General features: G+C 44.9%; 9 protein-coding genes. 4 read left to right on the forward strand and 5 right to left on the reverse strand.

From position 1 onward, the window contains the following. Positions 1-626: 626 nt before the first annotated feature. Positions 627-3,455, reverse strand: a complete 2,829-nt coding sequence (locus tag M0413_RS02330) for a helicase-related protein (protein WP_249553047.1) — start codon at positions 3,453-3,455, stop codon at positions 627-629. A 32-nt stretch (positions 3,456-3,487) separates the two neighbouring features. Further along, complete coding sequence (locus M0413_RS02335; protein ID WP_249553048.1) at positions 3,488-4,933, reverse strand: hypothetical protein; 1,446 nt, start codon at positions 4,931-4,933, stop codon at positions 3,488-3,490. A 1,060-nt stretch (positions 4,934-5,993) separates the two neighbouring features. Here M0413_RS02335 and uvrD point away from each other — a divergent pair. Both uvrD and ubiA read left to right on the forward strand, forming a co-directional pair. Further along, positions 5,994-8,162, forward strand: a complete 2,169-nt coding sequence (uvrD, locus tag M0413_RS02340; protein ID WP_188871845.1) for a DNA helicase II — start codon at positions 5,994-5,996, stop codon at positions 8,160-8,162. A 142-nt stretch (positions 8,163-8,304) separates the two neighbouring features. Beyond that, on the forward strand, positions 8,305-9,165 hold the full coding sequence (gene ubiA / locus M0413_RS02345) for a 4-hydroxybenzoate octaprenyltransferase (protein ID WP_249553049.1): 861 nt from the start codon (positions 8,305-8,307) through the stop codon (positions 9,163-9,165). Between the two features lie 76 nt (positions 9,166-9,241). On the opposite strand, the gene M0413_RS02350 is transcribed toward ubiA, so the two are convergent. Next, positions 9,242-9,649, reverse strand: a complete 408-nt coding sequence (locus M0413_RS02350) for a DUF4156 domain-containing protein (RefSeq protein WP_249553051.1) — start codon at positions 9,647-9,649, stop codon at positions 9,242-9,244. 76 nt (positions 9,650-9,725) lie between these two features. Then, positions 9,726-10,142, reverse strand: coding sequence for a DUF2541 family protein (locus M0413_RS02355; RefSeq protein WP_055648688.1), 417 nt, complete (start codon positions 10,140-10,142; stop codon positions 9,726-9,728). A gap of 389 nt (positions 10,143-10,531) precedes the next feature. Here M0413_RS02355 and M0413_RS02360 point away from each other — a divergent pair, with 389 nt between their 5' ends. Both M0413_RS02360 and M0413_RS02365 read left to right on the forward strand, forming a co-directional pair. Continuing rightward, complete coding sequence (locus M0413_RS02360; RefSeq protein WP_249553055.1) at positions 10,532-11,590, forward strand: NAD(P)H-dependent flavin oxidoreductase; 1,059 nt, start codon at positions 10,532-10,534, stop codon at positions 11,588-11,590. A gap of 278 nt (positions 11,591-11,868) precedes the next feature. Beyond that, a complete protein-coding gene (locus tag M0413_RS02365; protein ID WP_203432299.1) occupies positions 11,869-12,975 on the forward strand; it encodes an AI-2E family transporter in 1,107 nt (368 codons plus the stop codon). On the opposite strand, the gene M0413_RS02370 is transcribed toward M0413_RS02365, so the two are convergent. Continuing rightward, entirely contained in the window at positions 12,972-13,262 is a 291-nt protein-coding gene (locus tag M0413_RS02370; RefSeq protein ID WP_249553057.1) for a helix-hairpin-helix domain-containing protein, read from the reverse strand. The genes M0413_RS02365 and M0413_RS02370 overlap by 4 nt on opposite strands. Between the last annotated feature and the right edge of the window lie 71 nt (positions 13,263-13,333).

Here is a 13,333-nt window from a genome sequence, read left to right on the forward strand (position 1 = left end):
CATAAAAGTGCGGAACTTTACACTTTTATGCGCATAAAAGTGATAATTCGATCTGTTTCATGCATGTTACTCTTTATTTAATTCAAAATTAACGAGTTACCGATTGTTCAATTTATAAAATCAAAGTCAAAGTCAAAGTCGTGGAGCTTCACCCCCTGATTTTTAATCAAGAGTCGACCAAGAGGGCTGCTCGTCCTATCCTCCTTGCCTATTGTTTTCACATTAGCCAAGACGCCTATAACGGAGTTGAAAGCCCCTTTGGCATTAAGCGTTCTTGCTATCGCGTCAGACACTCAGTCCCTGATTCGACTGACGCTATCTCGGCATCTGATAGGCAGGATGCCTGAATGTCGTGAAGTGCATGGTCAATGATGTTCCATACATCATTCTGACATTTTCCATTTCCCTATGGAGCAGATGCACGAGAACGGCCATGTCGAGACTCTCGCTATTTGTCTATTCGCCCTGCGGCAACTCCGAGGGGATGGCGTATTCCTTTGATTTTTGAGTTGTCTGTTGGTCACTTAAAGCATTGAAGAGCTGTGGATACCTTGTTTCACCCCTCAATAAACTCTCATAAGCTCGACATTTACCGATTTTCATTTGAGGTTGTCCATTTTTATCTATTAATTATCTAACCATGCACCGCACACCCAATCCACATGATCTGGTATCACATTGATTTCAGATGAGGCGTTAAGTACTTTCTGTGCTGCTTGCTCGACCAATTGAAACCACTGTTCATTTACGTCTCTGGTAGGAATAACGCTACTAGTCTCAGCTTCTTCTAAAAACCAGTCGCCTAGAATTTTAGGATTCTGATAAACTCGCGCTCCCTGAATAAAGAAGGCTGCAAAATCTTGCTTCATGCGTCTTCCATAAACATCTTGCCATCTCAAATTTGCGGTAATAAATGATTCGCCACTTAAATTGCGAGCACAAACGGATGCAGTCTTACCTCCGAAGCTAAAACTACATGCTGTTCGAACGAATAGTTGCATTAATGACGCATTCATATCCATCATTACCGTATTCTTGCGACTTCTTGCCATAACGCGATATATAGTAATATCGAGTGCGCTGGACCGAGTCCCTAACTCATTCATGACGTTATCTGGCAACCTCAACTGAAGTACCTTATCATCATGTATCCGTTTAATAATTTCGATATTTAACTGCTTACACATCCCTTCAATAAAGGCCAGTTGATGGGCTGTCGTTATTATTAATTCGTTTGCTAAATCTTCAGGGTTATAGCGCGAAACGTATTTAAATAAATCACGCTGTAAATTTGTCGCATTTTTTGCACGTTCAAGTGCTTCTTTAATCCTTTCCTCTGTGCGTTCAATTCCTCCAGAAGAGGCTTGCTCAAGAATTTCTTCTAGGTCCAAAAGATTAGAGACTTCACCGAGAATGTCGTCTTTTAACGCCTCATTAAATTCATCGCCTTGCACTGCTGCCATGTCACTAACAACCTGTTCAATACGCTGATACATCAAAGCGATAATTTGTTCATCAACAGTTCCCGGTGAGTTCACGTTAAGCACAACGACTTTCTTCTGCTGACCATATCGATACAAACGGCCTATCCGTTGAACAAGTCGCATTGGGTTCCATGGCAAATCATAGTTGACCATGATGTGACAATGTTGCTGCAGGTTAATACCTTCGCCACCCGCCTCAGTTGAAATTAAGAATTGCGCTTCATTATCAAACTGCCAGATGACGTCTCGTCTTTCATCATGAGACATACCACCGTGCAATAGCACAACTTTATCCTCACCAAACTGACCCGTGATAGCTTCTTTGATGTATTCTTGGGTTGCTCTGTATTCTGAGAAAATTAGAATTTTTTCATTCGGATTATCTTTGAGGAGCTGCTTTAACAACGTATCCATAAAGCGCGATAGTTTGTCATCATGATTTATTAACTGTTCAACTCGAGTGATCAGTAATTTTAGAAGCTCAATCTCACCGTCAAAAAACTCTTCACGACTATCTTGGTCAGAACTAACCGTAAACTCTTCTAATTCTCCTTGAAAACGTTCATCTTCGATAAAATTAGACTGAATTATTTCATCTAAAACATCGTTTTCTAACCGGCTAAGTCGGCGATATAGTGCCCTTCGAATAGCTGCAACACTTGACGCTGCCAGCTTTCTATACACCGTCATTACAAAGCCAATTGCATTTCCCGAATAGCCCTTATTTTTTCCCGCTTGATAGCCTTTACGTAAGTAATTTTGTAGAGCCTGATCAAAATCAATAGATTGCTGATTGACTGGCACTTCTAAAGCAATGGTCGATTTGCCATGGAATACGAAGTTTCCTTCAGAATCAGTAACATCAGCCTTGTAGTTCCGTATTACTATGTCCTGAAGCAAGACCGGTTTTAATGAAAGCAAAGCAAAATCATTCTTTCTATCTGGTCTTAGCAATTCGAGTAAAGAAATGAACTTATCCTGCATACCTTGGTGAGGTGTTGCCGTTAGTAACATTATCGAACGAGCCTTTTTTGATCTCCTCAAACTAAGCGCCAAATTAAAACGCTCAGAAGTGTCATAGTGCAGACCATATTGCCGACGAGAAAGCCGATGCGCCTCATCAAACACCACTAGATCCCAAGCGTCCGCTTGTAGGAGTAGTTCTAGATGTGACTCTTGTTTCAACTTATCAATGGATGCAATTACATGGTCGTGCATCTTCCATTCACGAGGCTCATGAATATGAAAATGATGACCATATATTTGAAAATCCCCCAATCCGAATTTTTCGTGCATTTCCTCTTGCCACTGGCGGGTAAGACCTGCAGGAGTAATAAGTAAAATTCTTTTGGCTTGCCCTCGTTGCTGTAATGCATACAGTAACATGCCTGTTTCAATCGTTTTCCCTAAACCAACATCATCAGCAATTAGCCAATCTAGACTCCCAGAATTTAAAATTCGATGCACTAAATGAATTTGATGTGGTAATGGGTCAATCTCTAAGCTAGAAAGCGCGCCAGTGTTTTCATTCCAATTGCGCAACGCATGGGCCAAAGCTTTTAACCGCAAACGTTCTGCCACATTTCCTTCTGATTGAGAACCAACAATATATGCATGTTTTACCCCTTTGATTTGTTTCAAGGCAAAATAGGGAAGCCAGCGTCTCTCGTTGCTTTCAGGAAACTCAACCAAATGCTGTGTAGTACCATTAGCACTTCGACTTTGAATAATAACCCCTTCACCAAACGAATAAAGGTCATCAATTGCCAACATCACGTCTGTACCCAGTCTAAAACCCGAGTTAACATCCGCTGGTCGAACAAACGATCTTTCATGTTCTGGCAACCACAGTACCTTTAATGTAATAAGCTCACCATCAACGGTCTGCCTTTCTACAATGCCAGTTCGAATAGTGCCATTAGGTAATTTTTGACTAACCCAACACCCTGGAGATGGAGCGCAACTGTTCATACTCTGTGTTCCCTGTCAGTTATATCATCAGTCTAATTTCGATTTAGTTGATAATATTCATCATCATAAATAACATCTTGGCAAAAACGCATATTTCTGAATTCACAACGTTCAATTGAATAGCCGTATAATGCCAATTCTCGGATCAATTCTTGGTCATTAAAATCAATATCACCAATGTCAGAAAAATCTAACTCACGCGCAGTACACATTGAGCCAAAACCTGCATCATACTCATATAAAACATCATCTTTTTCTAACTGATCGAGCGTGGCATTAAGATATTTTGCAAATGCGCGGTAAGAACGCCTCAGTGATTGACTATTGAACCAACGGTCATAAATGCTATCTAGACTCTCTAAAAACACATCATCATCAGATAAACTGTTTTGACATTGCGAAACAATTGTCACAAAGCGCAAACTTTGCGCCCAACTGAAATTGCTGTAACTGGCGTCACTTTCCCCATTACGATAAAAACTAATCCAATATTTGGGAAGCTGCTGCCAAGCATCTCGCAAAAATTTTGCAGATCTTAATACCTCAGGTTGCATCCCTGCATCAGCATAGAAGTTAAGAAACTTCACAACCGCACCATAAGATTTCACCGAGAAGATATCAGTGAGTAAATCCAGTGTTGAATGGGGCCAGTTATGACGAGCAATAAACGCCGCGGCTAGCTGAACGGCGCGTTGTTCTATCGTTATATGGTCTTCAGCGTAAAAGTCAGCTGATTCAGCTTCGCTTTCGATTAAATCATCAGGGTCAATAAAATAGGTGTCATTTAGCCCAATAATCTCATCTAATAACAATTCTGCGGCAGGATCTGTCGTAACATCATAAATATCCGAATATCGATCTGCGTCGCTGCACATGTCGATAGTGACTACATCATTTTCCGCACTACCAGCGTCGATTTCGGCGCAATCATCAAAAGTCACTTCGTCATTTACTTCGAACGTTACTGTAGAAATTTCATTCTGAATATCATCTTCAACAGGCTGTTCACCACAGTGTGGTGATAATGCGTCCGAAGTGTTTGTTTCCTGCTGGATTGATCCGTTATTAACGTAAATTGACGATGTATGGGGCTGTTCAGTAACTAGGTCAGAACTTTCACTTGAAAAAATCGGTACTGCTTGCTCTTCCATACCGTAAAAATATTGATCATGTGTATAGTTAAGTTGCTGGTTATCAAGGTAATCGAGGTCAGCTATATGAATATATTCATCAACAATTGGTTCGAAAATGAAGTTATCACGCCGTAATTCATCACGGCGTAAAAATGCGTCTCTCGCTTTATCCAGTTTGCCAAGCTTTTTTAAAATGTTTCCGTAAAACTCCCAGATTCGAGGTGTTCCTGTTTCTTCATACAAGTATTGCTCTAATACCTTCCTAGCACGCTTAAAATCATGACCAGCGATAGCACTTTTGACTTGTCGGATTAACATCTCGTTCTTGGGGTTATCGCTCTCCATTGCGTTATATCCTTAATTCTAGTCCCGAACAGGCTCTCTCTGAACATGAATAGCTTTATCAACCTTTACCTGTGTGGACACCGTAATATGCTGCATTATTATTCACTTAGCTTGAGTAAAGCTCTTATAAGAGTTTATGTTTCGCTTGATGGACAAGATAAATAAACAATTGATCATGCTCTTTGAGAAAACCAAAAATTTAAAGCTCTCTGAGTGATGGCACCAACTCTGATCCTCAGTTTCAGCGAATTAAGTTGATCTTTAGTAGTCGAGCTCTATCACGCATATTGACTTTATTTTAATCGTTTCACGGTATCAGATTGATTCAGATAGGCAAAGGTGGAGCTAATGTTTTGAGATGATGATAACAATTTTTTAACTGATAGATTAGTTATCAGAAAACTTGAATTGATGAATAGAGCTAATCGCTAAAAAGAAAGAGCGAACAGGTTGTAATAACTGTGTCGATGATTTTTTAAATCTAAGATATCAATTAATGCGTCTTTTGAGATTGCCGCCCCAGTCTTGTTATCGTAATGCGCCATGATTTAGTTGTAAGAGCGGGAATAAAGATAGGGGGCAGTTGCTTTTTCGCATTTTATCTTTGCTGGCTAACAGAGAGATGCAAAGGTTAATAGGATTAAGCGCTGTCATGGAAGTGACCGTCCGTGACATGGTCGCTCTTTCACATCCATGTGATCGCGACATTCGTAAATCCTTTTACATCAGATGCCGTCGTCGAGCCTATAGGGACATATTCACGGCGTGTCACTGGAATGACAGTGCTTAATCGTTGAAACAGAATGATGAACACCCTTTCTATGAGTAATTAATACCGCTGTGTCTTTGTTTAATTCCAACCCAAAACAAAACAAATACAAGCTGGATTCCCGCTCACAAGCATTGCGGCAATGACAGTGCTTAAGAATGGACTGTTCCATACCGATCATCTTATGGCTACTGTCTCGTGCTTCTTGGCTTATGCCTCTTGTCTTGTGGATCAGGCGCGCAGGTGGGATTTCTTCTGTTATAATGCCCCCTCGATTTTTTGGAGGCGAGAATGGACGTATCTTCTTTACTAGACGGCCTGAATGATAAACAGCGCGAGGCTGTCGCGGCACCGCAATCTAGCATGTTAGTGCTTGCGGGGGCGGGCAGTGGTAAAACGCGGGTGTTAACCCACCGTATCGCGTGGTTAATGCAGGTTGAACAGCAGAGTCCTTACTCGATTTTAGCCGTGACGTTTACCAATAAAGCCGCGGCTGAGATGCGCGAGCGGGTTGAAAAAGTCGCTGGCACCAATATGGGGCGGATGTGGATTGGCACCTTCCACGGGCTGGCGCATCGTTTATTACGCACTCACTTCCAAGATGCGGGATTACCGCAAAGCTTCCAAATTCTTGATTCAGACGATCAGCTGCGTTTGCTGAAACGCATCCTTAAAAGTTTGAATCTGGATGAAAAACAATATCCTCCTCGTCAGGCGCAGGGTTATATCAATGGTAAAAAAGACCAAGGATTAAGACCAAAGCATATCGATGCGGGTGGTTTTCCGATTGAGCAAAACCTGCTGAAGATTTATCAGGTTTATCAAGAGTCTTGTGATCGCGCAGGTTTAGTCGACTTTGCCGAAATCCTGCTGCGTGCCCACGAGCTTTGGCTCAATAAGCCGCATTTGCTGGCGCATTATCAAGAACGTTTTAAGCATATTCTGGTAGACGAGTTCCAAGATACCAACGCCATTCAATATGCCTGGATCCGCGTGCTGGCCGGCCAAACGGCTAATGTAATGATAGTCGGTGATGACGACCAATCTATTTACGGTTGGCGTGGCGCTCAGGTTGAAAACCTGCACCGCTTCCTGAAGGATTTCCCCACGGCGACCACGATTCGCCTCGAACAAAATTATCGATCCAAGGGCAATATTTTGAAGGCGTCGAACGCCCTTATTGCCAATAACCCCGAGCGTTTAGGTAAAGAGCTGTGGACCGACGAAGCCGATGGTGAGCCGATTTCTCTCTACTGCGCCTTTAACGAAATGGATGAAGCGCGCTTTATTGTCGGCCGGATCAATGATTGGTACGAAAAAGGCGGCAATTTAAGTGATTGCGCGATTTTGTATCGTTCAAACGCCCAGTCGCGCGTGCTCGAAGAAGCCTTATTACACAAAGGCTTAGCCTATCGGATTTACGGTGGTTTGCGCTTTTTCGAACGCCAAGAGATTAAAGACGCTATGGGTTATATGCGGCTAATCAGCAATAAAAATGACGATGCCGCCTTCGAGCGCGTGGTCAATACGCCGCCCCGCGGCATTGGCGATCGCACCTTAGATATTCTGCGTTCGACCGCCCGTCAGCAGGAACTCACCCTGTGGCAGGCTTGTTTACGTTTGCTGGATGAAAAGGTGCTCGCTGGCCGCGCCGCCTCGGCGGTACGTGGTTTTATGGATCTTATCGTCACCCTGCAGGAAGAAACTCAGGATATGGCGCTGTACCGGATGACGGACACAGTGATCCAAGCCTCTGGGCTTAAGGCCATGTACGAGGCGGAGAAAGGCGAAAAGGCCCACGCCCGTATCGAAAACTTAGAGGAACTCGTTACCGCGGCGCGCACCTTCGAAATGCCAGAGGAGCTTGAGGATATGGGCGAGCTTAACGCCTTCCTATCCCACGCGGCCTTAGAGGCGGGCGAAGGTCAGGCCGATGCTTTTACCGATGCCGTACAGTTGATGACACTGCACTCGGCCAAGGGGCTTGAGTTTACTATGGTGTTTATGGCGGGCGTCGAGGAGGGGATTTTCCCGAGTAAGATGGCGCTCGAAGAGGGCGACAGACTCGATGAGGAACGTCGCCTCTGTTACGTGGGCATGACCCGCGCGATGGAAAAACTCTATATCACCTATGCCGAATCCCGCCGTATTTATGGCCGCGAAGATTATGCCCGTCCATCTCGCTTTATTAAGGAAATTCCGCCGCAATATGTGGACGAAATTCGCTTAAAAGCGCAGGTGTCAACGCCGATGGCCAATAATCGCTTCAGTGCGCAAAAGTCGGCGGTCGCCAACGATACTGGCTTTAGCGTCGGCCAAAGGGTGCATCATCCCAAGTTTGGTGACGGCAAAGTGACTAACTTTGAAGGCAGTGGCGCACAGGCGCGGGTGCAGGTGAATTTTAGCGATTTTGGCAGTAAGTGGCTGGTGGTCGCTTACGCGCGCTTAGAGGCGCGTTGATTGGTATGAATGTCATGATTTTGTGACAGTTTCAGCCTGCGCAAATTCGCTTAAAAGGGGGCTAGGGTATATGATGCATACCTTGAAACGTCAACACGCCCTAGCAACCGAGATAAAAATTAGGTTTGGGAGTAGCTAGTTAATGAATCTAAAGCAGAAGTGGGACGTGTATTCCCGCCTGACTCGACTCGACCGTCCTATCGGCACCTTGTTATTGCTCTGGCCGTGTTTGATGGCGCTGGTGCTAGCAGCGGGTGGTATGCCCGATCTTAAAGTACTCATTATCTTCATTATTGGTGTGGTGATTATGCGTGCCTGTGGCTGCATTATTAACGACTATGCCGACCGCGATCTCGACTCCCATGTTGAACGTACCAAATCCCGCCCCCTTGCCAGCGGCGAAATCAGCACCAAAGAAGCGTTATTACTGTTTGTGATCTTAGGTTTAGCCGCTTTTGGTTTAGTCTTACTGCTCAATGGCTTAGTGGTTAAATTATCCGTCGTGGGCATTATCCTCACCATTATTTACCCCTTTACTAAGCGGGTAACAAACATGCCGCAGATGTTTTTGGGGGTGGTATGGAGCTGGTCTATCCCCATGGCCTATGCGGCGCAAACCGGTGACGTGCCCATCGAAGCCTGGTGGTTATTTGCGGCGAATTGGTTTTGGACCGTGGCCTATGACACCATGTACGCCATGGTCGATAGGGATGATGATTTAAAGATAGGTATTAAATCGACCGCGATTCTTTTTGGCAAATACGACCGTCAAATCATTGGATTATTTCAACTGGCTGCACTGCTGTGTTTTATTGCTGCCGGTTGGAGTGCCGACCGTGGTTTGCTCTATGGTCTAGGATTGCTGACCTTTGTTGGTTTTAGCACCTACCAGCAGATGCTGATTTTTGGCCGCGAAAGAGCCCCTTGCTTTAAAGCCTTTCTTAACAATAACTGGGCAGGATTAGCCTTATTTATTGGTCTCGGAGCCGATTACCTGTTTTAAGTTTTCCTCTCCGTTGGTATGAGGGCTATCAGGCGTGTCGCCTGATAGCCGCTCAAAACTTAGCTCAAGCCGCGACTCACTGACTCGAAGTGGTATCCTGCGTCGCATCAATTTGCGGATACTGACTGGCTGAACTTTGGATGTCAGCGCATTGGTAAGCATTTCCCATCATAGTCACTGAGCCTAAAAACTTGAATGGCTGGTAGAGGTAGACGGTATCTGCACCTAAGGCTTGAGCTTTGATGCGCAGCTCGTTGAGTGTGCCCCACACCATATCCCTATCACTGTGCAGCCAATAATCATAGAAATGCCCCTGCGAACCAATCACTGTGCCTTTATAAGTACAGTTTTCAATAGCTACGGAGTTTTCCCATAATATTTTGACATGTGCCGATTCCTCAGTAGGAAAGGTAACACACGCTGTTACATTAAGGCCGAGTAATAACATTAATATTGTGCGAAAATTCATTTGTTTATGACTCATATTCAGACTATTAATAAAAATCGGCTAGCTGAAAGAATATTATTAGCTGATTAATACTTATTGTTGATGACTTAAGTTATTTACGTCCCAATACTTTTATCCCAGCTTTACTACGATCTGAGTTTCCATATACTTCAATTTTTTTAACACAGCGACGGGCGCCTAATGATTTCCATTCCGAGTGTTCATCTTTCTCGATATCGGTATCAAATTTGATGGTGCGGGTTTTATCATCCCCATAGGTGACGACAACACGATCGATACTCACATCTCTTTCTGCTTTGATTTTGATATATTTTGCCTGTCGGCAAATGATCAAAGGTATGGTGGCTGGATGATCGCCAATGCCGAGTAATATGGTGCGGCCAAGGGTGATTTCATCGTCATTATCATCTTTTTTTGCATAGGCAACGGATGTGGTAAACATCAAGAGTAAGCAGATAATTATTCGATTAATATTGAACGTCGAAAATAGACTAGATTTTATTAACATATGGCCTCCAAAAAATGGGGGCGAATCATAAAGTATTTAATGTAACCTAAATAGTTTTTTTATCGCTTAGTGCGGCTGATATCACGGGTTTTATTTGAATAAGGTCAATAAGTGTTTTGCATTATGATACAAATGTAATTTAAATTGTGCCGATATTATTTTTACTTTTAATTAGACTTAAATATCCCTTAAGGCATGACATTTTATGATCTAACCCAATTTACCGATTTTCAATATTTGGCAAATACTATAAGTTGCGTGCAGTTTTCTGGTAGATTGTGATAAATGCCACTCAGTTTGGTGGTAATCGTTGTTTAAGCTGGCGGTCTCGGAGTGAGTAACTGCTGCGGAGTGAGTGACAGCAGGATTAAGTTCAAAGGAGGTGAAGTATGCCGTGTCGACTTACACGATTATTTGGGATTGAATTTCCGATTATTCAAGCGCCTATGGCAGGAGTGCAAGGCAGTACGCTTGCTATCGCCGTGTCTGAGGCGGGTGGTTTAGGTTCATTACCTTGCGCCATGTTATCCCTCGAGGCGCTTGAAGCTGAGTTAACCGAAATCCGAGCTAACACGACTAAACCTATCAATGTGAACTTCTTTTGCCATAGCGAGCCTCTGCCACAGGCGGCCAAGCAAGCGACTTGGCTCGAACAGTTAGCCCCCTATTTTGCGGAATTTAATCTCGACTCAAGTGTGCAGCCTGCTGGCGCCCAGCGTACACCCTACAGCAAGTCACAGGCCGAGGTGTTAGCCAAATTTAAGCCCGAGGTGGTGAGTTTTCATTTTGGTTTGCCCGATGAAGAATTGCTGCTGGAAATTAAAGCTTGGGGATCAAAAGTTATCTCTACGGCGACAACCGTCGAGGAAGCACTCTGGCTTGAGGCCCACGGCGCCGATGCGATTATTGCCCAAGGCCTTGAGGCGGGTGGGCACAGAGGGCACTTTTTATCCGAGGATTTAACCGAGCAGCTCGGCACTTTTAGTCTATTACCGCAGGTGATTGCGGCGGTGGAGATTCCGGTGATTGCCGCTGGCGGGATTGTCGATGTAGCCACAGTGCGCGCAGCCATGACGATGGGCGCTTCGGCCGTGCAAGTGGGGACGGCCTATTTGCTCTGCCCTGAGTGCAATACCAGTGCAATCCATCGTGAGGCGTTGCAAAGTGATGCCGCGCAACATACGGCGCTGACTAATTTATTTTCTGGTCGACCCGCTCGCGGCATAGTAAACCGTTTTATGGCTGAAATGGGGCCGATGAATGAGGCTGTACCGGATTTCCCCTTGGCATCCTCAGCGGTTACAGGCTTAAGGACGGCGGCGGAGCGGCAAGGATGTGGCGATTTTAGTCCGCTGTGGTGCGGGCAAAATGCCAGTGGTTGCCAAAACATTCCCGCAGCCGAACTGACACGGCAATTGGCTTTAGGCTTTGGGTTTAATATCCAATAAATAGTTACAGGTGCAAAGCCTGCATCTACTGTTAATTCCAATGCTCAAGGGCGCGCCATAAGGATTTTCAGCCATTTGGCCTTCGAGACATTCGAATACCTTTGGGGATGCAAGCACCACTGATACACTACTCACGCTTTTGTTAAATGTCGTTGCCCATGGAAAGCACTGCGCAATAAACTGGCTAACAGAATGGGGAACACCCAAAGGCTGGTTGTTGCTTGGCACTCTGCCGAGTTTTTCACCTTGTTGTTGGATTCTATTGTGGGAGTATGTGGATGGCACAGATTATCAGTAATGCTGCGGTGGGTCGTACCCTATTGATTTTATTGCTGTGTGCTGGTGTTTTCTTTTTTATCGATTTTTTAGTTCCCGCCTTGGCCGCCCTGATCGTCTGCTTCTCCAGTTGGCCGCTGTATCAAAAATTATTGGTTAAATGCGGTGGTCGCTCGGCGCTGTCTGCCACTATCGCGTTAGTTTTGATTATTGTCGGGCTAATTACGCCGTTGATATTTGTTTTTTCCTATGCTTTACAAGAGATTAGGATATGGGCTGAATGGTTGGTGTATGCTAACCAGCATGGCGCGCCCGTTCCCCTTTGGATTAAGGATTTACCTTGGGTTGGTGCGTGGTTTACCCAGCAATGGCAACAGTTTATCGGTGAACCCCATGAACTGGGCAAGATAGTCAGTGCAATTAGCGGCCAAAATTTGACAGGCATTTCCCGTTGGGTGCTGCAATTGGGCTGGAATACTTTAGGCTTGCTGCTGACCTTGTTGTTTATGCTGATCACCTTGTTTTTCTTATATAAAGATGGCTCGTCGGTGGCGAAGCAGATTGATATTGTCGGCGAGCGTATTCTACCCGCCCGCTGGTATCGCTTTTCCCGCGTGGTGCCCGCGACGGTGAGTTCAACCGTTATCGGCATGACGCTTATCGCCATCGGTGAGGGCATAGTGCTGGGGATTGCCTACTGGATTGCGGGTGTGCCTTCGGCCGTGGCCTTTGGGGTGTTGACCGCGTTTATGGCCTTAGTGCCCGGTGGGGCGCCAACCATGTTTACCCTGATCTCACTGTATTTAGTCGGCACTGGCGATATGACCGCTGGGGTCGGCTTATTCCTCTGGGGCAGTATCGAGCTGTTTATCGTCGATAAAACCCTGCGCCCTAATCTGGTTGGTGGGCCTATTAAGCTGCCTTTCTTACCGACTTTTTTCGGCTTGATTGGTGGAGTGAAAACCATGGGCTTTGTGGGTCTGTTTGTCGGCCCCGTGTTGATGGCGCTGTTAGTCGCTATCTGGCGCGAATGGTTAAGGGATGATCCTGATAGTTCGGTTGTAACTGAATCCCTTGAATCACCGCAGGAACACGGCCATTCAAATTAAGGACGAGTGAGTGCTTGTTTGCGCTCCTCGGTATAAAACCACCAAGGTTGAGGATCGTCGCCAGCCATAAAGCGGGTAATCGAAATAAACACATCGAGCGTACAGGGATCGTGGATTTGCCCCGTTTTGTCACACAGTGTTTGATACATGTCATAGGGATTTCTCCCAAGCAATTGCACTGGCGTCTCTATGCCGAGCAGACGTAGATCCGCCGCGCTCGCTTTACCAATATTCGGTAAATCCGTTAATTGTTTTACTTGGGTTCTGACAACCTTTGCTGGATTCATTCCTTATCCCTAACCAACTGAAATATTTCATCTTTAAGTATAGATTGTTGCGGTTTTCTGCTCGTTATCCG

This window comes from Shewanella sp. 8A (genome assembly GCF_023475945.1).
Classification (GTDB): Bacteria; Pseudomonadota; Gammaproteobacteria; order Enterobacterales; family Shewanellaceae; genus Shewanella; species Shewanella xiamenensis.